This is a genomic window from Nitrobacter sp. TKz-YC01, assembly GCF_047824785.1.
Classification (GTDB): domain Bacteria; phylum Pseudomonadota; class Alphaproteobacteria; order Rhizobiales; family Xanthobacteraceae; genus Nitrobacter.
This window is the reverse complement of the sequence record NZ_CP181167.1, coordinates 3,520,272-3,545,968: the sequence shown is the minus strand read 5'-3', so window position 1 is coordinate 3,545,968 and position 25,697 is coordinate 3,520,272. Positions and strand designations below refer to the sequence as shown.

The 25,697-nt window shown below is 62.3% G+C and carries 23 protein-coding genes and 2 riboswitches; of the genes, 10 read left to right on the top strand and 13 right to left on the bottom strand.

Annotated elements, in window-relative coordinates; translation table 11 throughout:
• Nucleotides 1-32: 32 nt before the first annotated feature.
• From ACMYR2_RS16930 to ACMYR2_RS16905, 6 genes are all read right to left on the bottom strand, one after another.
• Nucleotides 33-407, bottom strand: coding sequence for a DUF2946 domain-containing protein (locus ACMYR2_RS16930; RefSeq protein WP_347262934.1), 375 nt, complete (start codon nucleotides 405-407; stop codon nucleotides 33-35).
• A gap of 69 nt (nucleotides 408-476) precedes the next feature.
• A complete protein-coding gene (locus ACMYR2_RS16925) occupies nucleotides 477-1,001 on the bottom strand; it encodes a TlpA disulfide reductase family protein (protein WP_347262935.1) in 525 nt (174 codons plus the stop codon).
• On the bottom strand, nucleotides 998-2,206 hold the full coding sequence (locus ACMYR2_RS16920; protein WP_416193327.1) for a sialidase family protein: 1,209 nt from the start codon (nucleotides 2,204-2,206) through the stop codon (nucleotides 998-1,000). The genes ACMYR2_RS16925 and ACMYR2_RS16920 overlap by 4 nt, the downstream gene beginning before the upstream one ends.
• Nucleotides 2,207-2,223: 17 nt before the next feature.
• Nucleotides 2,224-4,599, bottom strand: a complete 2,376-nt coding sequence (locus ACMYR2_RS16915; protein WP_416193326.1) for a TonB-dependent receptor family protein — start codon at nucleotides 4,597-4,599, stop codon at nucleotides 2,224-2,226.
• Nucleotides 4,600-4,708: 109 nt separating this feature from the next.
• Nucleotides 4,709-5,092 carry a DUF2946 domain-containing protein gene (locus tag ACMYR2_RS16910; protein WP_347262938.1) on the bottom strand — a complete coding sequence of 128 codons (384 nt, stop codon included), beginning with the start codon at nucleotides 5,090-5,092 and terminating at the stop codon, nucleotides 4,709-4,711.
• A gap of 76 nt (nucleotides 5,093-5,168) precedes the next feature.
• Entirely contained in the window at nucleotides 5,169-5,609 is a 441-nt protein-coding gene (locus ACMYR2_RS16905; RefSeq protein ID WP_347262939.1) for a four-helix bundle copper-binding protein, read from the bottom strand.
• Between the two features lie 203 nt (nucleotides 5,610-5,812).
• Here ACMYR2_RS16905 and ACMYR2_RS16900 point away from each other — a divergent pair, with 203 nt between their 5' ends.
• From ACMYR2_RS16900 to ACMYR2_RS16890, 3 genes are all read left to right on the top strand, one after another.
• Nucleotides 5,813-6,238, top strand: coding sequence for a copper-binding protein (locus ACMYR2_RS16900; RefSeq protein WP_347262940.1), 426 nt, complete (start codon nucleotides 5,813-5,815; stop codon nucleotides 6,236-6,238).
• A 243-nt stretch (nucleotides 6,239-6,481) separates the two neighbouring features.
• Nucleotides 6,482-6,841 (top strand): PRC-barrel domain-containing protein, encoded by a 360-nt coding sequence (locus ACMYR2_RS16895; RefSeq protein WP_347262941.1) that lies wholly within the window; start codon nucleotides 6,482-6,484, stop codon nucleotides 6,839-6,841.
• 666 nt (nucleotides 6,842-7,507) lie between these two features.
• Entirely contained in the window at nucleotides 7,508-8,689 is a 1,182-nt protein-coding gene (locus tag ACMYR2_RS16890; RefSeq protein ID WP_347262942.1) for a GGDEF domain-containing protein, read from the top strand.
• Between the two features lie 99 nt (nucleotides 8,690-8,788).
• Here the strand turns inward: ACMYR2_RS16890 and ACMYR2_RS16885 are convergent, their stop codons facing one another.
• A complete protein-coding gene (locus ACMYR2_RS16885) occupies nucleotides 8,789-9,829 on the bottom strand; it encodes an MBL fold metallo-hydrolase (RefSeq protein WP_347262943.1) in 1,041 nt (346 codons plus the stop codon).
• Nucleotides 9,830-10,119: 290 nt separating this feature from the next.
• Complete coding sequence (locus ACMYR2_RS16880) at nucleotides 10,120-10,590, bottom strand: hypothetical protein (RefSeq protein WP_347262944.1); 471 nt, start codon at nucleotides 10,588-10,590, stop codon at nucleotides 10,120-10,122.
• Between the two features lie 306 nt (nucleotides 10,591-10,896).
• Here ACMYR2_RS16880 and ACMYR2_RS16875 point away from each other — a divergent pair, with 306 nt between their 5' ends.
• Complete coding sequence (locus tag ACMYR2_RS16875; protein WP_347262945.1) at nucleotides 10,897-11,568, top strand: DUF938 domain-containing protein; 672 nt, start codon at nucleotides 10,897-10,899, stop codon at nucleotides 11,566-11,568.
• 60 nt (nucleotides 11,569-11,628) lie between these two features.
• On the opposite strand, the gene ACMYR2_RS16870 is transcribed toward ACMYR2_RS16875, so the two are convergent.
• The 4 genes from ACMYR2_RS16870 to ACMYR2_RS16855 form a co-directional block, all read right to left on the bottom strand.
• Complete coding sequence (locus ACMYR2_RS16870) at nucleotides 11,629-12,666, bottom strand: amino acid ABC transporter substrate-binding protein (protein WP_416193325.1); 1,038 nt, start codon at nucleotides 12,664-12,666, stop codon at nucleotides 11,629-11,631.
• A gap of 55 nt (nucleotides 12,667-12,721) precedes the next feature.
• The gene (locus tag ACMYR2_RS16865; protein ID WP_347262947.1) at nucleotides 12,722-13,312 is read right to left on the bottom strand and encodes a L,D-transpeptidase; all 591 of its coding nucleotides are present in this window, start codon (nucleotides 13,310-13,312) and stop codon (nucleotides 12,722-12,724) included.
• 260 nt (nucleotides 13,313-13,572) lie between these two features.
• Nucleotides 13,573-15,888: a 5-methyltetrahydropteroyltriglutamate--homocysteine S-methyltransferase gene (metE, locus tag ACMYR2_RS16860; RefSeq protein WP_416194121.1), complete on the bottom strand. Its 2,316-nt coding sequence runs from the start codon at nucleotides 15,886-15,888 to the stop codon at nucleotides 13,573-13,575.
• Nucleotides 15,889-16,021: 133 nt separating this feature from the next.
• Nucleotides 16,022-16,229, bottom strand: a riboswitch (cobalamin riboswitch).
• 39 nt (nucleotides 16,230-16,268) lie between these two features.
• On the bottom strand, nucleotides 16,269-16,937 hold the full coding sequence (locus ACMYR2_RS16855; protein ID WP_416193324.1) for an epoxyqueuosine reductase QueH: 669 nt from the start codon (nucleotides 16,935-16,937) through the stop codon (nucleotides 16,269-16,271).
• A 200-nt stretch (nucleotides 16,938-17,137) separates the two neighbouring features.
• Nucleotides 17,138-17,359: riboswitch (cobalamin riboswitch) on the top strand.
• A gap of 113 nt (nucleotides 17,360-17,472) precedes the next feature.
• Here ACMYR2_RS16855 and ACMYR2_RS16850 point away from each other — a divergent pair.
• Together ACMYR2_RS16850 and ACMYR2_RS16845 are read left to right on the top strand one after the other, a co-directional pair.
• A complete protein-coding gene (locus tag ACMYR2_RS16850; RefSeq protein WP_347262948.1) occupies nucleotides 17,473-20,382 on the top strand; it encodes a ribonucleoside-diphosphate reductase subunit alpha in 2,910 nt (969 codons plus the stop codon).
• Nucleotides 20,383-20,445: 63 nt separating this feature from the next.
• Complete coding sequence (locus ACMYR2_RS16845) at nucleotides 20,446-21,621, top strand: ribonucleotide-diphosphate reductase subunit beta (protein WP_347262949.1); 1,176 nt, start codon at nucleotides 20,446-20,448, stop codon at nucleotides 21,619-21,621.
• Nucleotides 21,622-21,735: 114 nt separating this feature from the next.
• Here ACMYR2_RS16845 and ACMYR2_RS16840 read toward each other — a convergent pair whose 3' ends face one another.
• On the bottom strand, nucleotides 21,736-22,182 hold the full coding sequence (locus tag ACMYR2_RS16840) for a VOC family protein (RefSeq protein ID WP_347262950.1): 447 nt from the start codon (nucleotides 22,180-22,182) through the stop codon (nucleotides 21,736-21,738).
• A gap of 376 nt (nucleotides 22,183-22,558) precedes the next feature.
• Between ACMYR2_RS16840 and ACMYR2_RS16835 the strand changes: the two genes are divergently transcribed.
• The 4 genes from ACMYR2_RS16835 to ACMYR2_RS16820 all read left to right on the top strand — a co-directional run bounded on the left by ACMYR2_RS16835 (nucleotide 22,559) and on the right by ACMYR2_RS16820 (nucleotide 25,685).
• A complete protein-coding gene (locus ACMYR2_RS16835; protein WP_347262951.1) occupies nucleotides 22,559-23,029 on the top strand; it encodes a MarR family winged helix-turn-helix transcriptional regulator in 471 nt (156 codons plus the stop codon).
• Nucleotides 23,030-23,140: 111 nt separating this feature from the next.
• Nucleotides 23,141-23,737, top strand: a complete 597-nt coding sequence (locus ACMYR2_RS16830) for a hypothetical protein (RefSeq protein ID WP_347262952.1) — start codon at nucleotides 23,141-23,143, stop codon at nucleotides 23,735-23,737.
• Nucleotides 23,738-24,016: 279 nt separating this feature from the next.
• Nucleotides 24,017-24,535, top strand: a complete 519-nt coding sequence (locus ACMYR2_RS16825) for an RNA polymerase sigma factor (RefSeq protein ID WP_347262953.1) — start codon at nucleotides 24,017-24,019, stop codon at nucleotides 24,533-24,535.
• A gap of 145 nt (nucleotides 24,536-24,680) precedes the next feature.
• The gene (locus tag ACMYR2_RS16820) at nucleotides 24,681-25,685 is read left to right on the top strand and encodes a FecR family protein (RefSeq protein ID WP_347262954.1); all 1,005 of its coding nucleotides are present in this window, start codon (nucleotides 24,681-24,683) and stop codon (nucleotides 25,683-25,685) included.
• Nucleotides 25,686-25,697 lie beyond the last annotated feature (12 nt).

Here is a 25,697-nt window from a genome sequence, read left to right as displayed (position 1 = left end):
GAGGCACCTTCGGTGCGGTTGAGTTTTGTCGCTCAGGAAATGGAAGGAGGCGCGCGCGCTTGCGCGTTGGAACGGGCCGCCAGCGGCCGCAGGTCGAAAGTCAGGTCGCGCCAGATAATGGTGGTTGCGTCGCGCTCGATCCCGACTTCGAAGGCTTGCGGATCGGGGGGCGGCGCCGCGGCGTGGTGGACGACGCCACACAGGGCGCAGCAGGCGCCGTGCATCTGCTGCGGATCGCTCTTACGATCCTGCGGAGAACTCGCATCGGGTGCGTGCGAGCATATCGCGCCCGCCAGCGGATCGGCCGTGGTCGTGCTGAACGCAAGGTGCGCGGCGACGGGTGCGAATATCTGCACCAGCATCGCAAACATGACGATCGGAAGAAATTTTCCCAGCCGCCGGCGCATAATCCCTTAGCCTTTCGCCGCGAAGATCACGGATTCAAACGTTGGGACAAAGCTCCCGGACGGTTCGCGTCAATCGTGCGTTTGACGCGCGCGTTCCGGGCTTGTCTCGATCGCCTGGCTTGCGAACCATTCCCTGACCCTGGAAAGCTCGACGATGCCTTCAATGGTTGTGATCTTTCCATCGCGCGCGATCAGCATCGTGCGCGGGATGTCGCCCTGCCAGGCGGGATCGATCTCATAGCGCAGCCGTTCGACGAAACCGTCGCTGAAGGTCCAGTTCTCGGTCGAAGATAATCCGGCCTTGCGCAGCATCGCCAGCGCCGCCTCGCGCGCGTTCGGGACGAGATCGGCATTGACCGTCACGACATCGACGCCCGGATTGTCCTTGACGAATTTTCCGAGGAGCGGCAGTTCGACCTTGCAAGGACCGCAGGTAACTCCCCAGAAGTTGACCATCATCGGACGGCCGGCGTGTGCATTGAGGATGGCCTGCCAGCTTCCGCGCTGAAACGCGCGCAATTCATCATGCGCCGCCAGACCCTGGGGAAGAAATGCGCATACAAGCACGAACGCGACCAGCGATAGACGCCTCATGGCGCGTCCTTGATCGGTGCGATGCGGTAGCCGTCGGCTTTGGTCATCCAGGACAGGAAGACATCGCGTCCGTCACCTACAAGTAAAGGATGATCGGACGCGTCCGTCGTCGCGGCGATGTCTCGCGGTTGCGACCAGCTTTTTCCGTCATCGCCGGACGTGATCAGCTTGACCGTGGTCTTCTCGCCGTCGAATTCCTTCCAGACCATCGTGGCGCCCGAGCCGCTCGCCAATACGTAGGGGCGCGACGCGTTCCGGTCGGGCCTGCCGATCGCCATGGGCTCGGAAAAGGTCTGTCCGCCGTCGGTCGAGCGCGCGTGGAACAACCCCTTTCGGGCTTCGCCGCTGGTGAACCAGACCGCGTGATAGGTCCCCTTCGGCGAGATGGCGAGGCTTGGCCCCTGATGCGGGCACGCGTCGGTCTTCCAGTCGTCGTGGCTGACGCGATGGATCTTCCCGGGCGCAGCCGGATCCCCGAAGGTGACGATCGCGTGGTCGCGAACGCTGCCCGGGAAGATATTGCGAAACAGAACGGCGGGCCTGCCGGAGCCTGCGAATGCGACGGCGATCCGGCAGCACTCGCAGGTGTTGTCCTTCACTGGACGGGTTTCGGAGTAGGTGCCGCCGCCGTCCTTCGACCAGGAAAAGAACAACGCCGCTCCGTTATAGCTTTGATTGTCAGCGCTTGCCCGAGCGCGGTTGCGCTTGTCGATCCAGGCAGCGAAGACCGAACCGTCGCCGTCCAGCGCGAGTTGCACGAAGCGTTGGCTCTCCTTGCTAGGTGTAATGGGTTCCGGCTTTTTGAAGCTGCGGCCTTCATCGACGGAGCGCGTGTACAGCACTTCGCCGTTGAAGTTCTTGTCCCTGAAGATCGAAAAGGCGATGGCGATACGATTGTGCCGGTCGACGATCATGCTGGGGCGGGCATCGGGGCCCCAATCGAGCTTGAGCGGTTGATCAAACACCGCGACCGGCGTTGAAAACGTCTTTCCGTGATCCCTGGAGCGCGCCACCGAAATGCGCCCGCCCGCCATCCACGCCAGCCACAAGGTTCCGTCAGGCGCGAATGCCGGCGTGACCTTGGACGCGCAACGCAGTTCAGCCGTATCGCAGGCCGCCTCCGAGACGTGGTGATGGCTCATCTGCGCGTTCGCAGCACCTTGCAGGAAGAGCGCGATCGCAGCGACGGCTGCTGTTCTGATCATGGTCAGGCTCCTCTTTGCTATCGGAACGCAAGCCTCATTCCGGCGATGAACATGCGTGGCTGTCCGGCATAGATCGACCCGCCGGTGTTGGCCAGAACGCTTGCGGGGTTCTGAAGGCCCGCGGCGGTGACGGTATTGGCGATGTTGTTGGCGGACGCCACGAATGTCCTGTCGAAGACGTTTCTCACCTCGAAATAAAGATGAAACGACTTGAGATACTCCGATTGCAGGGGCTTGTCGTAGTGCACATTGAGATTGACGAGTTCGTAGCCGGGCGCTTTCAGCAGATTGGCGTTGTCCATGTAGAATGCGTCTTTCCATTGAAACTCGACGAACGCGCCAACGCCTTGCAGGGAGCCCGAGAGCTGGTCGTAAGAAAGCCGCGCCGTCAGTTCGTTCGGCGAAATGCCGGGAATTCTGTTGCCCGCCCGATTGAAGCTGAAAGTGGCGCCGTTGTTGATATTCTCGGTGTAGCTCGTGTAGATCTGGTCGAGATAGGTGTAGGCGGCGGTCACACGCCAGCTTGGCAGGAAGCGCCATTGCGCCAGTAGTTCGACGCCCCGATGCTCGGATTTCGGGGCATTGAACGTATAGCTCGCATTCGGCGCGCCGAGGGGAGCTGCCTGTGTGACCAGCTCGTCGCGGAAGAACTCGTAGAATCCTGTCGCGCTGATCCTGAGCGTGGGATCCGGCGTCCAGTCGAAGCCGAGATCGTAACCGAGATTCTTTTGCGGATTGAGCTGGGTGTTGTTGCCGTTCTGGCCGTTCGGCAGCACGAAAAGGTTGCCGACCTGCGGCGTTCCGTAACCGGTCGCGACCCGCCCACGGAAGAGCCAGTCCTTGTCGGCGCGGTATTGCAGCGCGAACTCCGGCGCGGTGTTCTGGAGCTGGCGATCCACGCTTCGGATCGTCGTGCTCGCGATTCCCGTCGGTCCCGCATAGGTATAGGCGGTATTGACGCCCCTGAGATGCGTCGTCTCCCATCCGATGCCGGCGATCGCGGACCATGATTCATTGATATGGATTTCTCCGCGCGCACGCGCGCCGTAATTGGTGTGCATGCCCGTGAGATTTGACACCAGCGAGCCGCGCGAGGCGTTACCGCCGGGCGTCACGCGATACGTGTCGCCGGACCAGCTCAGGGTGTTGTAGAACGCGCCGAGATAGCCGGTGGCATCCATCCCGAAGATCTGACCTCGTCTGACGATATCGCTCATGAGGTTATAGGAGGGATAGTCGCCGATCGCGCCCGTGGCGCCGGTTGGCTGGCTGATGTTGCGATCGTCGAACACGAGCTGGTTGCGCCAGGTGGTCTGATTATCAAAATCATGTTCCCAGCGGCCGCCGACGATCGTCCGGCGATCGGTGCGGCCGAAGCCGGCCTGCTCGGCCGTTGTCGGAGTGGTTCCGGCGGCTGTGTTGAAGCCGTTATTGAACAGGCTGATCGTGCCGCAGCCGGGAGCGGCGGTCGCGGCCGTTGCGCAGCCGCGCTGGAAGGGATTGGCGTCAAACTGATTGAGCGAGGACCGGATCGCCAGGCGCGCGTCGAGCGTATTGTTGATCAGCTTGAAGGTGAGGCGGTCGTCCGGGGTTGCCTGAAACGTTCCGAGGAAGTTCACGGTCTGGGTGTTGAACCAGGTGTTGCCGGTGTAGCCGTCGCTGCGGGTGTCGCTCGCGAACAGCGAGGCTTCGAAGTTTCCGGTCTTCTGGCCGATCGTCAGATAGTTGTTGAAGTATCCGTAGCTTCCCGCATCGGAACCGTACTCGAAGCCGTTGATCTCCGCGCCGCGGCGGGTCCTGAAGTTCAGCGCGCCGCCGGTCGCGTAATTGCCGTAAAGCGCGGACGACGGACCCCGGATGACGTCGATGGCCCCGTAGGCACGAGGATCGATCAGGTCGCTGCGGGACAGTCCGTCGGGCTGGGTGACCGGGAAGCCATCGTCGAAGATCACCAGGTTGCGAATGCCAAAGCCGTTGCGCGCGTTTGATCCGCGGATCGAGATGCCGAAGTCGCGGGGTCCATTCCCCTGCTTGACGGAGATGCCGGGACTGTCACGCAGCACGTCGGCCACGGAGAATGACGGCCTGTTGTCGAACTGATCGCGGCCGATGGTGGTCTGGGGCTGTCCGATCGGCGCCTGGTGAAGGGTCGCGAGCATCGCCTCTGTCGGCATCGGCGACGGCATTACCGCCACGGATGGCTGCGGCCGGAATGATCTCGGAGTGCCGCGGTGGGCGACCGCTCTCTTTTTGCGCGGACTGGCCTGGGCCTGGCGCGGGGCGTCGACCGTGATGGCTGGCAGTGTCGAGGCGGCGGTCTGCGCCGCGGCCCCGTCGCAAACAGCGAATAACGCGAGCGCGCTGGCGCTCGAAAGGATGCAAGAACGAAACATGACATATTCCCGATGCGGGCGATCGCCCACGGCATTCAATCAAACAAGGCATTCAATCAAACAGACCTCGCCGCGACGATGCAGTCGCGGTGATTGCAGATTTGGTCGATCAGGAAATGGAAGGCGGCGCGCGTGCCTGCGCGTTGGCGTCAACGGGGAATGGCGGCGGCCCGAACATCGTGCCGCGCCAGATGACGGTGCTTGCGTCACGCTCGATGCCGACCGCGAAGGCTTGCGGATCGGCGGGCGGGGTTGCTGCCTGGATGACGCAACACAACGCACAGGCGCCGTGCATCTGCTGCGGATCGTTCTCACGGTCTTGCGGAAAACTCGCTTGCGGAGAACCCGGGTCGGGCGCGTGAGAGCATATCGCGCCCGCCAGTGGATCGGCCGTGGCGGGGTTGAACGCCAGACAGGCTGCGACGGGTGCGAATATCTGCACCAGCATCGCAAACATGACGATCGGAAGAAATCTTCCCAGCCGTCGGCGCATAATCCCTTAGCCTTTCGCGCAGGGAACTACCATGGCGGGGTCTGTTTGTCGAGAAGATGCCCCGGCCGGGGCTGCCTTATGCCGCCACCTTGCGGCATTCTTCGGCGCAGGTCTTGCACGCATCGCCGCACGACTTGCACTCCGCCACATCCGGGAATTTCTCGCATTCCTTCTGGCAATCCGTGCACATCTGCGCGACGACCTTGCCCAGGGCTGGAACGTGGTGCGAGTTGACCGCCGCCAGCGTTCGCAATGCAGTGCAGCCGGCAATCACCTGGTAGGTCGCGTTCGTGCAGCCGGCCATGCTGGCGTCCTTCATGCTTAACATGCCGAGACAATGCCGCATGCAGGCGTCGCCTGCCGAGATGCAATGAGCGATGGATTCCTCCAGAGCCTTGTATTTTGCCGGGTGCATCGATTCGCCGGTTGCGGCATCCGCCGTGACGGCGAAGGCTTGAGCCGCCGAGACGACGGCTGCCGCGGTTCCGATGGCGGTCACGAATTCACGACGATGCATTGCTTTCTCCTGGGATTGAACTGACGTCAATCGATGCTGATTTGGCGATTCAAGGTAGCATGATTTTCTATAGCTTCATATCAGGTCAGGCATAAGGCGCCGCCCGCTCATCGCTTCCCTGAACCGGCGTGTTTCAGGTAAGGCTGATCCGGCGCGGTCCGCGCAATTTGCGGAAGACCGTGCCTGCCAGTTCGGGACATGTCATGAGACGTTGCATTTTCATATGGATCATCGCCGCGACAGCGGTAAGCCTCGACCTCGGCGAGGCTCACGCCTTCTCCTCCGGGGACGGCGCGGTCGCCGCCCGAGCGTCGCGCATAGAGTTTCTGCTGGCCCAGCTTCACAAGGCCGGAGACCAGACCCAGGATCGATCCCGGGATCAGTCCCAGGATCAGTCCAATGCCCTGTTTCAGGGAGTCGGCTTTGTAACCGCAATCAATCCGGCGACGGGATCCTTGACCATCAATCACGAAGAGATCGTGGGCCTGATGCCGCCGATGGAAATGGTGTTTCAGGTCGCGCCGCCGACGTTGAGCGAGGGCGTCAAGCCAGGCGACAAGGTCGAGTTTCGCGTCGAGGGCAAGACGTACAAAATTCGGGACCTCAAAGTGATCGAACAATCCGAATGAGTTCGATCGGACTCAATCGGCTTCGCCGCCGACGGTCTCTAGGCCTTCCAGCAGCAGAGCCGCTGATGTCGCGTTTCCCGATCACGGGGCGCTTGGACAACTGCTGCTGTGTTACGTTCCGGACATAGGAACGAAGGCGATCGCCGGGTGTTTTCAAGTTTCAAAACCAAGGAGGTTCGCTTGAAAGCACTTAGCATCGCTGCGGCACTTCTCTTCTTTCTTCCAACAGCATCATTCGCTGAAATGACCGCAAAGACGCCGTCACAGGCCGCTGCCCCGATCGCCGCCACCGGAGACTGGAGCTCATCCAAGATGTCGGGCGTGAACATCTATAATGAGGCGAACGAAAAGGTCGGCGAGATTTCGGACGTCATCATCAACGCACAGGGCCAGGTCAAGGGCGTTGTTGTCGAGGCGGGCGGCTTCCTTGGAATGGGAACGCACTACGTCCTGCTCGCGATGGACAGCCTGAAATTCGCCAACAAGGCGAACAAGGCGAGTGCGGGGCAAACCTCCGATACAAAGCGGGAATGGTTTCCGGATCGTGCGGTCCTGAACGTCACCAAGGATCAGCTCAAATCGATGCCGGAGTTCAAGTACTGACCCCCGGGATTGAATCACGCGGAGTTGCACGCGCGACTTCACTTGTTTTGATATGATCGATCCGCGACCAGCGCCATTTTACTCGTCCCTTTGGTGCTGGCGAAGACCGCTGAGGCGCTCACCAACGCCTCGGCGGTTCTTCCCGTGGTTACCGTTCTTCCCGGGGTCACCTCCGTTGGTTACCTCCGTTAACGTCATTCCTTCTTCTCTTTCCGTTTTGAACATGGGGTTGGACCGAAGGACGATTCTCATGGAGGGACGGTCGATCGGCGCGCCACTGGAACCGTCCGTTCTCCATCCGTGGATGTTTCATCATCGCCTGATGGGATGATGCCGTCGCGGGACATCGCTCTCGGGAACCCCACCGGCGGCGGGCGTTTACCTCCGATAGGCCCCTGAGGGCCATGACGGATTGGATAGGGAACCCAGGGACAGGGAGCCCGGGTAAAGCCCAGACGCCAACACGATCCCCTGCCGACACCAGCACCCTGCCGATGTCTCCTGGTGAACCAGGCTTCACGTTTTCGGGTCGAGTGTTCACAATTTGAAGAGATGCCTTAGGTCTGCGTGAACCGCTACCTCACGTCGGATGACTTCTAACTAATGGCGTTAATCAACTGGCCCGTAGTATGGGTGGCAAGACACGAGGAAGGCGGCGGAACGGGGATGCCATTTCAAACCGATACAGTGCGGAACGGCGTCTACGTTGAGCTCGTCCGGAGCCTCTACACCACGTTGATACCAACGACGATCATGTCCATCGGCTATGTTTTGTCGCTGAGCGTCATGGCCTTCGAAGCGGGTGATCGGGTACTCGCCGTCTTTTCGTTCGTTGGCCTGCTGTCCAATGCCGCGCGGATCTGGATTCTGCTATGGGGCGGCGCGGAGGCCGCATCGCCTGACCTCGAGACCACCCGAGCACGTGTGCTCGAGAAACGCTTTGCGCTGACTTATTATCAATTTGCCTTTGTGCTTGGCGCGTCAGCCGCCTACGTCTTCACGCTCGAACCCGCGCGGTTTCATATGTTGATGATATGCCTGCTCGTCGGATATGGCGCGGGCGCGGCGACGGGCGTGGGGCTGCGACCGTGGATCGCCATTCCCAGCATGCTGATTGCGATCGTTCCCACCATTCTGGTCGCTGCGTGGCACCATGAGCCGATCTATTGGATTACCGCGGCGATGACGTCGGCGTTGCTCGCCGGCGGCTGCCAGAGCCTGCTCGCGCGCTGGCGCGTCACCAGCACCGAGATCGCCAGGCGGCTGACATTCGAGGCGCTGGCACGACGGGACGTCCTGACGACGCTTCCCAACCGGCTCGCATTGCGCGAATGGTTCGACAGCCATATCGCGGTCGGTTCCGGTCAGCGTCTTCTCGCGATGCATTGCCTTGATCTCGATAACTTCAAGCCCGTGAACGATGTGTTCGGCCATCCCGTCGGTGACGGCTTGCTCAAGGCTATCGCCATGCGCCTCATGCAGGCGCTCCCGCCCGGCGACATTGTCGCGCGCCTGGGGGGCGATGAGTTTGCTGTCATCCAGCGTGATCTTTGCGATCCCGATGAAGCTGCCGCGCAGGCGGAGCGATTGCGTGCCGCCATCGCTGAACCATTACTGGTCAACGGGCATGAGATCAGCGTGACGACCTGCGTCGGCTACGCGCTGTGTTATCGTGGAGCGGCCGATCTCGATGAACTCCTGGGCCTTGCCGACCAGGCTCTCTACATAGCCAAGAACACCGACACTGGCGTGGAGTACGATGACTCGCTATTGAGAAGCGCTCTCCGCATGGCGGATTGGTACGAAAGTTCGCGGTCACAATCGCAACCTGCGCAACCTACGGCGTGAGCGATGGCGCCGACGTGGTTATGGGCGCTTCCGTGGTGAAGCGTCCCATCATGCGCCCGTCCACCCGGAGGAGAACGAGGCTCCAGGGCATCCGCTGGTTCAGCCCGCGACCACCGGTCCGCCGGCTCTCTTCCAGGCGTCGATGCCACCCTCGATATGCACAGCGTTGGTCAGGCCGGCGTCCTTGGCCGCGGTGACGGCCATGGCCGAGCGTTCGCCGAAAGCGCAGAAGAACACGATGCGGCGGCCGGTTGCGGTAGCCACCTCGCGCAGCATGCCGCCGGGCTTCAGGCTGTCGGCGATGCCGGGATAGGGCGCATGCAGCGCGCCCGCCAGCGTGCCGTGCCTGGCGCGCTCGTGAGTTTCGCGAAGATCGACAGGCAGGATGTCGGGCTGGCCGAGCCGGGCGATCGCCTCGCGCGGCGTCAGCGCCAGCCCTTGCTTCGCCAGATCGTCCTGCCTGAGGCCGACATGCATGTTGGCGGGGATCACCACGTCCATCAGCTTCGGGTTCGGTAGTTTCAGGTTATCCATCAGCTCAATGTACTCGTCTATCGAACGCACCTGGAGCCGCGGGTTGTGGCGCCGCTCCTCGCCGATGGTGGACACCGTGTCGCCTTTGTAGTCGTGCGCGGGAAACACCATGGTCTCGTCGGGCAGTTTGAGAAGCCGGTTGAAGATCGAATCGTACTGAGCGCGGGCGCTGCCGTTCTGGAAATCGGTGCGGCCGGTGCCGCGGATCAAGAGCGTGTCGCCGGTGAAGACGCGGTCGCCCATCAGGTAACTGTAGGAATCGTCGGTGTGACCCGGCGTATACATGACGTCGAGACCGATACCCTCGATGTTGACCTTGTCGCCATCGCTGACGCGCATCGACACCACGTCGGCCTTGGTCTGCTCGCCCATCACGGTGACGCACTGGGTGCGATCCCGCAACTCGCCGAGCCCGGTGACATGGTCGGCATGAAGATGCGTGTCGATGGCCTTCACAAGCCTGAGGTCGAGCTCGCGCAGCAACTGGCAGTAACGGTCGACCTTCTCCAGCACCGGATCAATGATCAGCGCCTCGCCTCCGGCGCGGCTCGCCATCAGGTAGCTGTAGGTTCCGGAGACACTGTCGAACAGCTGGCGAAAGATCATGATCGGACGACCCTGTCCCCTGCTACAACCCTGTCCCCCGTGCGGTTCTTGCCTGCCCGTGACGACTTCAGCAAATCTATGCTGCGCGGGGGCGATTGCAACCGGTCACAGTTCGGCTCGCGATCGCCTGGAGCGTTTTCGAGCGAAGCATGTCCTCGGGCTCGACCCGAGGATGGACACCGGTTCGCATGAAGAAAGCGCAGCAAATCAAAATCATGGAGCCCGCTTCTGATTCCATCAGAAGCAAAAGGGCTCTAGCGAGCGTTCGGGGCGTCAACGTCAGCGGCTGATTATGGCCGCACGTAGCTCCAGCCCTTCTCCTGCAACTCCAACAGCCGCACCACGCCCAAAGGCACGATCATCGTTCCCGGCAGCATTTCGAGCGGACGACCCTCCTTCTTCTCCATGCTCTGCTTGGTGTTGTTGCAGGCCGAGAACTGGATCCTGCTGGGGGATGCGCTTTCCCGGATACGCTTGATGCGTTCCTTCACGGGCGAGGTGTCTATACGCAGCATGTGGAGGCCGGGGCCGCACGCCATGATTTCCACGGCTACCGTCTGATCAAGCGCGCGATAGTATTCGATCACGTCGGTGGCGTTGGTCAGCGCGAAGTCCATGGTGTGCCGGTCATTGTGGTCGACCTGGATCACAAGACGATGTTGCGGCTGGAGAGGTTGCGTGTCGGCGGGCTGCGACTCGGCGGCGAAGCCGTGCGCGGTGAATGTGATCAGCAGTCCCGCCGCGGCAATGATAGGACGCATAAATACCTCCTGTGGTCGTCGCGATCCTGTCGCACGCGTTGCTGTTCAGGCGCGTGCAAATTCCCGAACAAATCCCGTCGCAGGATCGCCCGAGCAGTTCGGAGAGCACCGGTGGTGATAGCGTACGTCGCAAGCCTTGCCTTTGGCAAGCTTCCCCGTCGGGGAATTGAGGAGTTTCTCCAGCCGTCTCTTCAAGGACAGAAACGCGAAACTGCGGAGCTGTGATTCGGGCTTGATCTCCGTCTTCACGGTCCGCATTCTGGATCCGCCGTGCGGGAATTGCGCCGGAATGAAAGGCAGCGTTCCATGGCCGACAATCCTGACATCCGCAACGACCGCCGGCCGTGGACAGCCGATGACCGTCTCGACGCGGCGGCGTTTCACCGCAACCATGTCGCGATCTGGACGGTTCTCGAAAAATTCCTGCGCGGCAAGACAGGCGATGTGCTCGAGGCCGGCAGCGGCACCGGACAGCACATAGCTTTCTTCGCGCGGCACTCGCCCGGCGTCACCTGGTGGCCGAGCGATCTCAACGATCATCATCTCCGCAGCATCGCGGCGTGGACCGCTCACGAGAACCTCGCCAACGTCCGGCCGCCCCGGCGGATCGATCTGTCGGATCCAGGGCAATTGGCGGAAATAAACGGGGGGCCCGGCGCGCTGCTCGCGGTGTTCTGCGCCAATGTGATCCATATCGCGCCGTGGCGTGTCGCCGAGGGCCTGTTCGCGGGCGCCGCGCACTGTCTGCGCCCCGATGGACGGCTGTTTCTCTATGGACCGTTCAAGCGGGACGGGCGGCACACCGCGCCGAGCAACGAGGCGTTCGACGCCGGTCTTCGCAACACCAATCCGGAGTGGGGCGTGCGCGACGTTGATGAGGTTGCGGCGCTGGCGCGGCACAACGGCCTGACGCTCGCGGAGATCACCGATATGCCCGCCAACAATCTCATCCTGACGTTTGAACGCAAGCCGGAATGAACCCGGAATGAGCGCGCCTGATTGTCACGCCGTGATCCCACTCCGCTTGCAACAGGAAGTTTACCGCAGCGGCGGAGCGTACATGATGCCGCCGGCGTTCCAGGGCTGGTTCAGGCCGCGCGGAATCTTCAGCCTTGAATCGGCGCCGATATTGCGGTCGTAGACCTCGCCGTAGTTGCCGACGTGGCGGATGATGCGCGCCGCCCAGTCCTTCGTCAGCCCGAGAGCCTCGCCATATTGCCCCTCGGTGCCGACGAGCCGCATCACGTCAGGCTTGGTCGATTTCATCGCCTCGTCGATATTCTTCGAGGTGAGGCCGAGTTCTTCGGCATTGATCATCGCGTAGAGCGTCCATTTGATGATCATCATCCAGTCGTCGTCGCGCTGGCGGACAACAGGCGCCAGAGGCTCCTTGGAGATCACGTCGGGCAGGATGAAGCTCTCATTGGGCTTGGTCAGCCGCAGCCGCAGCGCGTAGAGCTGCGAAACGTCGGCGGTCACCACGTCGCATCTGGCCTCGTCATAGGCCTTCAGCACATCCTCCAGCTTCTCGAACCTGATCTCCTCATATTTCAGGTTATTGGCCCTGAAATAATCAGCAAGGTTGAGCTGGGTCGTGGTGGCGGACTGGACACAGATCTTGGTGTCGCCGAGATCGAGCGCGGAGTTGGCCTTGCGTGAGGTGCGGACCATGAAGCCTTCGCCGTCATAATAGGCGACCGCCGGGAAGTAGAGGTTGAAATTGGTTTCCCGCGACATGCTCCAGGTGGAGTTGCGCGCGAGGATATCGACCTTGCGGCTCTGCAATTCCTTGAACCGTTCGTCGACGGCGAGGGGAACGAACTTCACCTTTGAGGGATCATCGAAGATGGCGGCCGCCACGGCGCGGCAGAAATCCACGTCGAAGCCGGACCAATTGCCCTTCTCGTCCGAACTCGAAAAGCCGGGCAGGCCGGTGTTGACGCCGCACAGCACCGCGTCGCGGCGGAGCGTTCGTTTCAGGGTCTTGGTGTCATAGCGCTCATAGGTGATCGCCATCGCCGCGATGGCGGTGGCGATGGCGAGGCCTATCAGGAGACCGCCTCGAAATGTCCGCATGGATAGCCCCTCTCGCAATGTCGGAAAGTATCGGCGCGAATGACGTGATGATGAACTAAAGCTTGGGTTTTTGCCGCACGATCACGCGCGTGCCGACCGGAATGCGATCATACAGATCGATAACGTCGGCGTTGACCAGGCGGAAGCAGCCCGAGGAAATCGCAGTCCCGATGGTGTCTGGCTGGTTGGTGCCATGGATGCGGTAGACCGTTGTACCGAGATACATGGCGCGGGCTCCCATCGGATTACCGGGACCACCCGCCATGAAGCGTGGCAGGTAAGGCTGGCGCGCGATCATTTCCGGGGGCGGGGTCCAGTCCGGCCATTCCGCCTTGCGCGTGATATTGAGGATGCCCTGCCACTGAAAACCCGCGCGGCCGACGCCGATGCCGTAGCGGAGCGCGCGGCCATTGCCCTGAATGAGATAAAGATGACGTTCCGCGGTCTGGATGATGATGGTGCCGGGCGGCTCGGTCGTCCGGTAGAGCACCACCTGCTTGCGGTATTCCGGGTCGAGCTGGAACGAATCATCGGCGACGAGACCCGGCTGATCGCCGTCGAATCGCTGCGCAAAGCCTGTGGTGGCCGAGAGCAGCAGGCTCGCCATAGCAGCAACCGCCAGGATCAGGGGCCGAAACGCGGTCATCGCTTGTCTCCTCGCTTGCCGCACGGCGGAATGCTCTCCGCCGGCGTTCTCGTCAAATCACCCGCACGGCATAAAATCGCAGCAGCGGCGTGATGGCAAGCGATTGCACGGCCGGCCGGAAACATCTTGGCCGGAAACATCTTGAAGGTGTTTCCGGACCAGAGACGCTGACGGCCGGGGCCATGGGCGAGCGAAGCAACGCCGTTCTTCGAACGGCTATGCCCGGCCATCAGGACGACGGTCTGATGCTTCAGCTGTCGTTAACGCATCAGTTTGGCCGCCTCCACCATGTTGACGAGCGCCGGCCGGACCTCTTCCCACTTGCGGGTCTTCAGCCCGCAGTCCGGATTGATCCAGATCTGCCTGTCGGAAAGGCGCTGGCGTGCGAGTTTGAGCAGCCCGGTCATCTCATCGACCGCCGGCACCCGCGGAGAGTGGATGTCGTAGACGCCGGGGCCGATCTCGTTCGGATACTTGTAGGTCTTGAAGGCGTCGAGCAGTTCCATCTTGGAGCGCGAGGTCTCGATGGAGATGACGTCGGCGTCCATCGACGCGATCGCGTCGATGATGTCGTTGAACTCCGAATAACACATGTGGGTGTGGATCTGCGTGGCGTCGGCGACGCCGCTGGCGCACAGGCGGAAGCATTCGACTGCCCAGTCGAGATACGTTTTCCATTCGGACCGGCGCAGCGGCAACCCTTCGCGCAGCGCGGCCTCGTCGATCTGGATCATGGTCGCGCCGGCTTGCTCCAGGTCCGAGACCTCATCGCGAATCGCAAGCGCGATCTGCCGGCAGGCGAGGCTGCGCGGCATGTCATCACGCACGAAGGACCAGTTGAGAATGGTGACGGGGCCGGTGAGCATGCCCTTCATCGGCTTCGCGGTCAGGGACTGCGCGTATTTCCACCAGCCGACGGTCATCGGCCGGGGCCGGGACACGTCGCCGAACAGGACCGGCGGGCGGACGCAGCGAGAGCCGTAGCTCTGCACCCAGCCGTGCCGGGTGAACGCGAATCCGGACAGCTGCTCGCCGAAATACTGCACCATGTCGTTGCGCTCGAACTCGCCATGCACGAGCACGTCGAGGCCGATGTCTTCCTGCCAGCGGATGGTTCGCGCCGTCTCCTCCTGCAGGAACTTCTCGTAGTCGGCGTCGCTCAGCGTTCCCTTGGCGTGGGCCGAGCGCGCCTTTCGAACCTCGGCGGTCTGCGGGAATGAACCGATCGTGGTGGTCGGGAACGGCGGCAGGCCGAAGCGCTCGCGCTGCAGCTTCGCGCGTTCTGCGAACGCGCTCTTGCGCCGCGCCATCTCGGAGGTGACGGCCGCGATCCGGCCCTCGACCTTCGCGTCGTGAACCTTCGGCGACGCCTTGCGCGCGGCGGCCGCGTCCGCCGATGCTTTCAGGGCGCCCGCGACCGAGGCGCGGCCCTTGGCGAGCGCCTCGCCGAGCGTCGCCAGTTCACCCATCTTCTGCACCGAGAAAGCGAGCCAGCTCTTCAACTCCGCGTCGAGATCGGTTTCCAGCGCCACGTCGATCGGGACGTGCAGAAGCGAGCAGGAGGGCGCGACCTGCACGCGATCGGCGCCGCGTTCGGAGACGATGGGCTCCAGGCGGTCGAGCAACGCGGGAAGGTTGGCGCGCCAGATATTGCGGCCGTCGATCACGCCGAGCGACAGAACCAGATCGTGCGGCGCCTTTGCCGCGACCGCCTCGAGCTGGTCCGGAGCGCGAGCCAGATCAATGTGAAGTCCCGTGACCGGCAGCGACAATGCGGCATCCAGGTTGTCGCCGAGCCCGCCGAAATAAGTGGTCAGCATGATCTTCAGCTTCGGCAGCGCGTCCGCGAGCTGTTCATAAGTCGTGCGCAACACCTTGCGGGTCGCGTCGTCGAGATCGAGAACGAGACAGGGCTCGTCGAGTTGCACCCACTCGGCGCCCTCCGCCGCAAGGCGTTTGAGCACATCGATATAGACCGGAAGCAGGTCAGGAAGCAGCGACAGCGGATCGAGATTCGCGTCCTTGCTCTTGCCGAGCTTCAGATAGGTGACCGGACCGAGCAGCACCGGCCGGGTCTGGTAGCCGAGCGCCTTGGCCTCGCGGTATTCGTCGACGGCCTTGAGCGACGAGAGCTGAAAGCGTTGGCCGCTGGTGAATTCAGGGACCATGTAGTGGTAATTGGTGTCGAACCACTTGGTCATTTCCTGCGCCGGCGCGCCATGGGCGTGACCATCGCCCGGATGACCATGCGCGCAGGCCGCATCGTCATTCCCGCCCTGGGCGCCTCGCGCCATCGCGAAATAGGTGGCGAGCGGCACGGGTCCGCCTTTCCATCCGTAGATATCCGGGATCGCGCCGACCATGGCGCTGGTGTCGAGCACATGATCATAGAAGGTGAAATCGTTCGACGGGATGACGGTGACGCCGAGCGATTTCTGGCGCGCCCAGTTCGCGGCGCGCAATCCGGCCGCCGCTTCAAGCAATGCGGATTCGTCGGACTTGCCCGACCAGTAGCTTTCGAGCGCGATTTTCAGTTCGCGGCGCGGACCGATGCGCGGCGTGCCGAGCGTAGCCACGGGAAGAGGAGAGGAAACAGACACTGGCTTTACCCCATGTGTTGGGGGCTGGGCCTTAGCGACGCGGCATGGGAATCCTGGCGGGCGCGCCGCCATCGAGACCGCAAGCGCACCACCGGGACACCCCGCCCGAGGACGACTATGTTGCCGGGGCAGGTCTCCTGGCTCGCGGGTCTCAGCTTTGGTCCGGCCTTCCCGAGATTGCTCCCAGTGACACTGATGGACCACGGCTCACCGCTTACAGTTGCGGGGGCAGCGCCGGTTTTGTCCGAAGACGCACCGGCTTCCCTCTTAGCTCCGGGCGTGAATCGTCCCGGAGAACCTCGACCCCCCATCCTATGGGCCAGCGTCCACGGGCCGTCAACCTGCGCGGACGAATCTTATGTCGCGTCCGGTTCCTCGCTTTGCCGGTAGAATTGCGTCCCGATCACGATCGGCGCCCGGCCATGATTCCGGCGGTGTTGGTTGGTGTCGCGCAGCGAATAGACGCAGCCGCAATACTCCTGCTGATAGAATTGCTCGCGCTTGCTGATCTCGATCATCCGCTGCGCGCCGCCGCCCTTGCGCCAGTTGAAGTCCCAATATGACACATCGGGATAACGTCCGGCCGCGCGATGGCCGCAGTCGTTGATCTGCGCCATGTTCTTCCATCGGGAGATGCCGAGGCAGGATGTCATCACCGGAAAACCGTGCTCATGCGCGTAGAGCGCGGTGCGTTCGAAGCGCATGTCGAAACACATGGTGCAGCGCGCGCCGCGCTCGGGTTCCCACTCCATCCCCCTGGCGCGGGCGAACCAGTTGTCCTTGTCGTAATCGGCGTCGACGAACGGCACGCCGTGCTTTTCCGCGAAACGCACGTTCTCGTCCTTACGCAGCAGATACTCTTTCAGGGGGTGGATGTTGGGATTGTAGAAGAAGATCGTGTAATCGATCCCCGATGCCAGCATCGCCTCCATCACCTCGCCCGAACACGGCGCGCAACAGGAGTGCAGAAGCACCTTCTTCTCCCCGTTCGGGGGCGTCATGTTCAGTCGGACAAATTCGGTCACGGTCAGGCTCAACGGTTGAGGCGCGGGAGCAACGCCGCAGCCTATCTGCCGGGATAATGGTCTGAACAAGCCGAGCGTCAAGGGTCGGGCAGGTCGGCGGGTGGAAGTTTCGGCAGGCCGGTGTTCCGCCCCGCTTGTGGATTGCGAGCATTGGTGTCCGGATTCCAGAACGACTTATTGACTCCGAAGGTGCTGTGACTACTAAATATAGTGGCCAAGGTCTCTCGAGTCGCAACACCGAGAGCTAAGAGGGAAGCCGGTGCGCCTCGGTCCATGATCCGGGCAAGGCCGGCGCTGCCCCCGCAACTGTAAGCGGCGAGCCGAGTCCAATCGAGTGTCACTGGAACCGCAGGGTTCCGGGAAGGCCGGACGGACGCTACGACCCGCGAGCCAGTAGACCTGCCCTGGCAAAAAAAGAACGTCCCTGGGCGGGGTGTCCCGGCGGGCCGCACGGCAGGAATCGCGGCGTCTGCCGCGAGGTTTTTCCGCGCGCGTCCCCGCACGACCCCGGCTCGCAACCAGACCGGGGTGAGCGATGTCTGCTGCGACTGAAACTGTACCTGCTGCGCGTATCGTGCGTCCGTCCTTGTCTGCCGCGGATACGGCGCCATCAAGCGAACCGGCCTGTCAGGTCATCCGGCGCAACGGCTCGGTGTCGCCGTTCGATTCCGCCAAGATCGCGGTCGCGCTCACCAAGGCGTTCCTTGCCGTCGAGGGCAACAGCGCCGCCGCCTCGCGCCGGGTCCACGACATCGTCGCTGAATTGACCGGCCAGATCGTCGCCAGCCTGACGCGGCGCTCCGACGCCGGCCGCACCTTCCACATCGAGGACATTCAGGATCAGGTCGAACTCGCGCTGATGCGGAGCGAGCATCACAAGGTCGCGCGCGCCTATGTGCTCTACCGCGAGGAGCGCGCCCGCGAACGGGCGAAGGCGCAGGAATCGAAGGCGAAGAAGGGCAGCGCGGCGGCGGCGAAAGCAGCGCTGCGGATGAAGTCGGCAGACGGATCGCTGATCGCTCTCGACACCCGGCGCCTCGCCGCCGTGGTGGAGGAGGCTTGCGCGGGGCTTGGAGATGTCTCCGCTTCCGCCATTCTGACGGAAACCCATCGTAATCTCTATGACGGCATCAGCGTGGATGAACTGGCGCTGGCGCCGATCCTGGCCGCCCGCACGCTGGTCGAGACCGATCCTGATTACGCCAAGGTCAGCGCCCGGCTGCTGCTCGACAAGATGCGCCGCGAGGCCCTGAGCTTTGTCACGGGGCTGCCTGAGCAGGCCACGCAGGCCGAGATGGCGGGGCGCTATGCGAACTATTTCCTTAGCTATGTGCAAGCCGGCATCGACAATGAACTGCTCGATCCGGAGATCGGCCGTTTCGACCTCGACCGGCTCGCGGCCGCGCTGAAGCCCGAACGCGATCTGCGATTCGACTACCTCGGACTCCAGACCCTCTATGACCGCTATTTCCTGCACGTAGGAAGCGTGCGCTTCGAGTTGCCGCAGGCATTCTTCATGCGCGTCGCCTGCGGCCTGGCGCTGCGCGAGATCGACCGCGAGGAGAAGGCGATCGCGTTCTACGACCTGCTCTCGTCGTTCGACTTCATGGCCTCGACGCCGACGCTGTTCAACGCCGGCACGCTGCGCCCTCAACTCTCGTCCTGCTTTCTGACAACCGTCGCCGACGACCTCGACGGCATCTTCAAGGCGATCAAGGACAATGCGTTGCTTTCCAAATATGCCGGCGGTCTCGGCAACGACTGGACGCGCGTGCGCGGGCTCGGCGCCCACATCAAGGGCACCAACGGCGAAAGCCAGGGCGTGGTGCCGTTCCTGAAGGTCGCGAACGACACCGCGATCGCCGTCAACCAGGGCGGCAAGCGCAAGGGCGCGGTGTGCGCCTATCTCGAAACCTGGCACATCGACATCGAGGAATTTCTCGACCTGCGAAAGAACACCGGGGACGATCGCCGCCGTACCCATGACATGAACACGGCGAACTGGGTGCCGGACCTTTTCATGCAGCGCGTTGATGAGGATGGCATGTGGACGCTGTTCTCACCCGACGAGACGCCGGACCTGCACGATCTCACCGGCAAGGCTTTCGCCGAACGCTATGCCGGCTATGAGGGGAAGGCCGCGCGCGGCGAATTGCGGGTGACCAAGCAGGTCCGCGCCGTCGATTTGTGGCGGCGGATGCTGACCATGCTGTTCGAGACCGGCCATCCCTGGATCACCTTCAAGGATCCCTGCAACCTGCGCTCGCCGCAACAGCATTGCGGCGTGGTGCATTCCTCGAACCTCTGCACCGAGATCACGCTCAACACTTCCGCCACGGAGGTCGCGGTCTGCAATCTCGGCTCGGTCAATCTCGTCAACCATGTCAAGGACGGCAAGCTCGACCACGAGCATCTCGCGCGCACGGTCAGGCTCGCGATGCGCATGCTCGACAACGTGCTGGACGTGAATTTTTACACCATTCCGGAAGCACGGACCTCGAACCTGCGGCACCGGCCGGTCGGGCTCGGCATCATGGGCTTTCAGGATGCGCTCAACATCCTGCGCCTGCCCTATGCCTCGGACGAAGCCGTTTCCTTTGCCGACGAGAGCATGGAGGCGATCGCCTATCATGCGATCTCCGGCTCGGTCGATCTCGCCGCCGAGCGCGGCCGCTACCCCTCCTATCAGGGCTCGCTGTGGTCGAAGGGCATCCTGCCGCTGGATTCGCTTGCGCTCGTCGATGAAGCGCGCGGCGCGGCGGTCGACATCGACCGTTCCAGCCGTCTTGACTGGGACTCGCTGCGCCAGCGCGTCATGACCACCGGGATGCGCAATTCGAACTGCATGGCGATCGCGCCGACCGCGACGATCTCCAACATCTGCGGCGTGTCGCAGTCGATCGAGCCCGCCTATCAGAATCTCTATGTCAAATCCAACATGTCCGGCGACTTCACGGTGGTGAACGCGCACCTCGTGCGCGATCTCAAGGCGCGCGGCCTGTGGGACGAGGTGATGATCTCGGACCTCAAATATTTCGACGGCAGCGTCGGCGAGGTCGACCGCGTTCCCGATGATCTCAAGGCGCTCTACGCCACGGCCTTCGAGATCGACTCGGCCTGGCTGATCGATGCGGCCGCGAGGCGGCAGAAGTGGATCGACCAGGCGCAGTCACTCAATCTCTACATCGCCAATCCGAGCGGCAAGAAGCTGGATGCGCTCTATCGCCACGCCTGGAAGCGCGGCCTGAAGACGACCTATTACCTGCGCTCGCGGTCGGCGACGCATGTCGAGAAATCGACCCTCAAGGGTACGGACGGCAAGCTCAACGCGGTCGCTGCGTCGGTATCGGCCGCGCCGTTGAATGGTCACGCCGCCCCCGCCCCCGCGAGCGAGGGATGGAAATCCTGCCGCATCGACGATCCGACCTGCGAGGCGTGTCAGTAATGTCACTGTCATGCCTGCTCGTTCCGGGTCATGACGAAAGAAAAGAAACTCAGGAACACCCTCATGCTCGATTGGTCCGACACCTCTCCTTCCACGCCGGTACGACCTGTTCCACCGCGGACGCTTGCGCATAACGACGTGGCGTCCGATCCGTCGCCTTCCGTAACGCTGACCGACATCCCCAAAGACGCCGCCGGCCTCGGCGACATCGATCGCGGCGGCGCGCGGGTGCGCGTCGACGACAAGCGGATGATCAACGCCCGCGCCGACGTCAACCAGCTCCTGCCGCTCAAGTATCGCTGGGCCTGGGAGAAGTATCTCTCCGGCTGCAACAATCACTGGATGCCGACGGAGGTCTCGATGCAGGCCGACATCGCGCTGTGGAAATCGAAGGACGGCCTGACCGACGACGAGCGGCGCATGGTCAAGCGCAACCTCGGCTTCTTCGCGGCGTCGGAATCGCTGGTCGCCAACAACATCGTTCTGGCGATCTACCGTCATCTCACCAACCCCGAATGCCGGCAGTATCTGCTTCGCCAGGCTTTCGAGGAAGCCGTTCATACCCACACCTTCCAGTACATCGTCGAAAGCCTCGGTCTCGACGAGGGCGAGTTGTTCAATATGTATCGCGAGGTGCCTTCCATCACCGACAAGGCGGCCTGGGCGCTCAAATACACGCGGCATCTCGACGACCCCGGCTTCAAGACCGGTACGCCGGAGGCGGATCAGGCGTTTCTGCGCGACCTCGTCGCGTTCTACGTCGTGTTCGAGGGGATGTGGTTCTATACCGGCTTCGTACAGATTCTCTCGCTCGGCCGGCGCAACAAGATGGTGGGCATCGCCGAGCAGTATCAATACATCCTGCGCGACGAGTCGATCCACCTGAACTTCGGCATCGACATCATCAACCAGATCAAGATCGAGAACCCTCATCTCTGGACCAAGCCGTTCCAGGAAGAGGTGCGCGCCATGCTGAAGAACGCCGCCGAGCTTGAAGCCGCCTATGGGCGGGACACCATGCCGCGCGGCTTTCTCGGCCTCAATGCGGCGCTGTGCGAGACCTACATGCACGTCATCGCCAACCGTCGCTGCGCTCAGCTCGGGCTGGCGCCGGTGTTCCCCGAGGCCGAGAATCCCTTCCCGTGGATGAGCGAGGCGATGGACCTCAAGAAGGAGAAGAACTTCTTCGAGACGCGCGTCATCGAATATCAGAACGGCGGCGCGCTTGCGTGGGATTGAACACGACCCGCGGATGATATGCCGGCTCCATCGGAGCCGGCGTCCGGTCGCATTCCCTGCCTGTAGCGTTTTCAAGGTAAGCATGTCCTCGGGCATGAGCCCGGGGACCTCTGATCAGCCCTGCGGCGGCTTCCAGTCAGCGGATGGGATGACGTTGATCATCCAGGGGATGCCGAACTTGTCGATCAGCGTGCCGAAGCCGGGCGACCAGAAGGTTTCGGAGAATGGCATGCCTGCTTTCCCGCCTTCGGAGAGCTGATCGAACCAGCGTCGTCCCTCGGACATGTCCTGGGTGTGCAGGGTGACGTCGAAACCGTTCTTGGGCTTGTCGATGTTGGGCGACCATCCGATATCCATGTCGGCGCCCATCAGCGATTGATCGCCGGCATCGAGCCAGCAATGCATCAGCCAGCTCTTGTACTTCTCGTCCGTGATCGGCATTCCCGGCGGTGCATCGGCATAAGGAATGGCTGCCTTGATCGTCCCGCCGAGAATCTTGGCGTAGAACTCGAATGCCTCGCGGCATTGGCCCCGGAAGCTGAGGCTGGTCACGATCTTCATGGTCGTCTCCTTAATCCCACAGGGGTGTTGATTCGCATCAGGAAAGATGGAGGTGGCAGGACATGCCCGAGCGCCCGGCGACCCCGGCGAAGCGCGTGCCAGAGCATGATCTTCAAAAGAGGAAACCGGTTTTCGGAAAAGATCATGCTCAAGGTTCAACACAGTTGAAGCAGATCCCAAGGCCGTCATCGTCGAGTAGCATCAACGTTTGCCGCCCGCTGACAGTTCATCAGGAACGATCGCCTCAAGAGCAATCCCCGTTTCGTTCCGTGGCTTCCTTTCGTGTCTGTCGCTTGGGATGGGGCACCGGAGTTGATTGACGATCTTCCGTATAAGTTGATATCAACGTAATATATCCGCGGAGTCAAGCTCCCTGATGCGTACATTATCGGGTCTTACCTTCGAAACCACGATTCTGGTGCGCGACACCTGCCTGTGCCTGCACGCCCAGAGGGCGGCGCGCGCGCTCGCGCGACGGTTCGATGACGCGCTGAAGCCGGTCGGCATTACCAGCGGGCAGTTCTCCCTGCTGATGTCGCTCAACCGGCCGCAGCCACCCAACGTCAGCAACGTGGCGGCGCTGCTGGCCATGGACAGGACAACCCTGACCGCCAACCTCAAGCCGCTGGAACGCCGGCGTCTTGTCGAGACGAAGGCCGATCCGAATGACGCGCGGGCCCGACTGCTGCGGCTGACGCCCGCTGGCCGGGCCGTTCTGGCGGAAGCGACGCCGATCTGGCGGCATCTTCATGCGGAAATCGAAAAGGAGCTCTCGGACCCCGACCGTCTGCGCAGCGAGCTCAACGTGCTGTCGAGATCCGGCCAGCGCGGCAGCGTCGCCGGCTGAAGTAAAAGTCACCCAGTCCGGATGCGTGCCGTTAAATAACCGCTGCCTCCTCACCCATCTCTTCGGTATACTTCTGTCCTTTCTAAGGGGCGGACAGAAATGCAGGCGAGGATGAACAAACGAGCTCTCTTTATTCTCGCCGCGATGTCGGTTGCGGCCGCCGATGTCCACGCCGCGCCTGATCTGATTGATGACGCGGCAGGTTCTCAGGCCTGCTTCACCCGCAATTACGATGCCGCTCATCTGGCAAAGAAACCGAATCAGAAGACGACCTCCATGAGGTTCGCGCTGCGGCGTGAAACCTATCCCGACAGCGTCGATACGCCGCTCCAGACCTTCGCCCGACTGGAAATCATGCGTCGCAACGACACCCGGCCGTGGCGGTCCATCGGACAATGCGCGTTTGACCAGCAGGCAAACCGCGCCGACGGGCGGGCGATCGTATCAAACTATGCCCGTGCGGATGGCATCGCCTGCCATATGACCGGCGAGAATCTCGATGCGGAAGGTGGCATCTTCATGATCGAGCCCGTCGGCGACAAGCTGAAGATCTATATTGATGACGACATCACCATGCGAACAGAGGCGCGCGTCACGGATGGACCGGGCGAGTACGTTGCGTTCGGACCGGCGGACAGCACTTTCATTCTCGATCGTGCCGCGGATGACGCCTGCGCGGACCTGCATAAGTCCATCGCCGCCGAATAGGATTGGTGATTCATTCGCAAGTTCAATGCGATGGATATCGCCTCGTTCGATCTGATTTATGGACGATCTTTCTTAAACTCATTCTAGATTATTGTGTTTGTGAGAGGAATCCGGTCGCGCTAAGAAACTCGCTGCGGTCGGTTATCCCCGCATGTGGGCCGGACCATGCGGCCGGGTCGTTCGGTCGATCACGCCGGTGGTTTCCATCTGGGTGATTTCCGTCGGGGTGGGTTTCCATTGGAATGACGCCCGCCTTGATGTTGAACAGGAGACCCCGATATGCTCGGGACGCTGGTTCAGGAGTTGCAGCAGACGGAGGAGGGACGGCTTCGGCGGTTTTTCCTACGCCGCTTCCGCAATCGGGCGGATGCCGCGGACGCGACTCAGGAAACCTTCCTGCGGCTCCTGGCGTCGGCGCAGCGCAGTCTGATCGAGAACCCGCAAGCCTATCTATTCCGGACCGCGCGAAATATCGCGGTTGACCAGGAGCGTCTGCAACAGCGTCGCGCTCAGGTCGAATGTCCGATCACCGATGAGAAGGCCGTTCTCAACATTCCCTGCGATGCGCCGTCCCCGGAAGTGGCGCTGATCGACAAGCAGCGGCTCCATCTCTTCGAGCAGGCGCTGATCGGGCTTCCCGAAAGGCCGAGAAAGGTGCTTCTCCTGAGGCGGATCGAAGGCTGGTCCTATCCCGCCATTGCCGAGCATCTCGGCGTCTCTCCGAATACGGTCTATAATGGCGTGCGGCTGGCGATGGCGCATTGCATGACCGCCATGGAGCGGCCAAGGCGCAGCTAGCCGAGAGACCTATCGCTCCCCCGTTAAGACCCTTTCCCGATTTCGGCCTCGCTCTTTTTTTGTGAGATCGGATCGTGCATGGAGTCATACCTTATGAGACTTCCAGATCTGATGAGACCTCCAGGCAGCAACGCGGGCGATCTGAGTGACACAGGACAACCCTGCCGATCCTGAAGCAGGCGGTTCTTCAAAGCCCGGCGCGGACGATCCGTTCACCGCCGAGGCGCTCGACTGGTTCGTGCGCCTGCAAGGGCAGAGCGGCGATCCCGCGACCAGCCGCGCTTTCAGAGCCTGGCTCGATGGCGATTCCCGTCGGGCGGCGGCGTTCGAGAGGGTCACGGAAGTCTGGGGCGCTCCGGAATTCTTCCAGGCCACCAAGAATGTCGCCAGCGCCACGGGGTTTGCTGCTCCACAGAAGAAAACGCGGCGGCGCTCGCTCGCCAAGAAGGCGGCCGCCGTCGCATCGGCGGTGATCGTCGCGTTTGCGCTGGCGAAAGGGCCCGACCTGTCGCTGCGGCTGCAGGCCGACTACGTCACCGCCGCGGGTGAACAGCGGTTGGTGACGCTTCCTGACGGATCGCGCCTGACATTGAACACCGGGAGCGCGGTTGCTCTCGACTTCGTGAACGGACAGCGCGACGTCAGGGTGCTGAAGGGAGAGGCTTATTTCGACGTGCGCGCCGGATTGCCGATTCCGTTCCGGGTCGCCGGTCATTTCGGAGATGTCGAAGTCAAGGGCACGGCGTTCTCGGTGAAACTGGATGACGGCGAAGACAACGTGGTTCTCAGCCGCGGCGTCGTGGAGGTCGCGAACCGCGCGCAGCCGCGCGAGCATGCTTCGCTGTCGCCGGGTGAGACGGTCAGCGTGACGGCGACCTCGATCTCGCCGGTCCGAAAAATCGATGCGGAGCGTTCGCTCGCGTGGCTGGAGGGCCGCATTCGTTTCGACGATCGGCCGCTTGGAGAAGTTCTGAACGATCTGCGCCGTTATTATCCCGGGCGGGTCTTCGTGGCGACCAGCGCGATCGAGCAGGTCTCGGTGAGCGGAAACTACAAACTGGATCAACCGCTTCTGGTGATCCAGTCGCTGGCGGAAGCCGCCGGCGCGACCGTGACGGTGCTGCCGGGCGGAATCGTCGTGCTGCGCTGACCCGCGCGAACT

Bases quoted from the DNA above. Each gene is read 5' to 3' on its own strand.
- ACMYR2_RS16930 (WP_347262934.1), bottom strand. From the start codon at position 407: ATGCGCCGGCGGCTGGGAAAATTTCTTCCGATCGTCATGTTTGCGATG.
- ACMYR2_RS16925 (WP_347262935.1), bottom strand. From the start codon at position 1,001: ATGAGGCGTCTATCGCTGGTCGCGTTCGTGCTTGTATGCGCATTTCTT.
- ACMYR2_RS16920 (WP_416193327.1), bottom strand. From the start codon at position 2,206: ATGATCAGAACAGCAGCCGTCGCTGCGATCGCGCTCTTCCTGCAAGGT.
- ACMYR2_RS16915 (WP_416193326.1), bottom strand. From the start codon at position 4,599: ATGTTTCGTTCTTGCATCCTTTCGAGCGCCAGCGCGCTCGCGTTATTC.
- ACMYR2_RS16910 (WP_347262938.1), bottom strand. From the start codon at position 5,092: ATGCGCCGACGGCTGGGAAGATTTCTTCCGATCGTCATGTTTGCGATG.
- ACMYR2_RS16905 (WP_347262939.1), bottom strand. From the start codon at position 5,609: ATGCATCGTCGTGAATTCGTGACCGCCATCGGAACCGCGGCAGCCGTC.
- ACMYR2_RS16900 (WP_347262940.1), top strand. From the start codon at position 5,813: ATGAGACGTTGCATTTTCATATGGATCATCGCCGCGACAGCGGTAAGC.
- ACMYR2_RS16895 (WP_347262941.1), top strand. From the start codon at position 6,482: ATGACCGCAAAGACGCCGTCACAGGCCGCTGCCCCGATCGCCGCCACC.
- ACMYR2_RS16890 (WP_347262942.1), top strand. From the start codon at position 7,508: ATGCCATTTCAAACCGATACAGTGCGGAACGGCGTCTACGTTGAGCTC.
- ACMYR2_RS16885 (WP_347262943.1), bottom strand. From the start codon at position 9,829: ATGATCTTTCGCCAGCTGTTCGACAGTGTCTCCGGAACCTACAGCTAC.
- ACMYR2_RS16880 (WP_347262944.1), bottom strand. From the start codon at position 10,590: ATGCGTCCTATCATTGCCGCGGCGGGACTGCTGATCACATTCACCGCG.
- ACMYR2_RS16875 (WP_347262945.1), top strand. From the start codon at position 10,897: ATGGCCGACAATCCTGACATCCGCAACGACCGCCGGCCGTGGACAGCC.
- ACMYR2_RS16870 (WP_416193325.1), bottom strand. From the start codon at position 12,666: ATGCGGACATTTCGAGGCGGTCTCCTGATAGGCCTCGCCATCGCCACC.
- ACMYR2_RS16865 (WP_347262947.1), bottom strand. From the start codon at position 13,312: ATGACCGCGTTTCGGCCCCTGATCCTGGCGGTTGCTGCTATGGCGAGC.
- ACMYR2_RS16850 (WP_347262948.1), top strand. From the start codon at position 17,473: ATGTCTGCTGCGACTGAAACTGTACCTGCTGCGCGTATCGTGCGTCCG.
- ACMYR2_RS16845 (WP_347262949.1), top strand. From the start codon at position 20,446: ATGCTCGATTGGTCCGACACCTCTCCTTCCACGCCGGTACGACCTGTT.
- ACMYR2_RS16840 (WP_347262950.1), bottom strand. From the start codon at position 22,182: ATGAAGATCGTGACCAGCCTCAGCTTCCGGGGCCAATGCCGCGAGGCA.
- ACMYR2_RS16835 (WP_347262951.1), top strand. From the start codon at position 22,559: ATGCGTACATTATCGGGTCTTACCTTCGAAACCACGATTCTGGTGCGC.
- ACMYR2_RS16830 (WP_347262952.1), top strand. From the start codon at position 23,141: ATGAACAAACGAGCTCTCTTTATTCTCGCCGCGATGTCGGTTGCGGCC.
- ACMYR2_RS16825 (WP_347262953.1), top strand. From the start codon at position 24,017: ATGCTCGGGACGCTGGTTCAGGAGTTGCAGCAGACGGAGGAGGGACGG.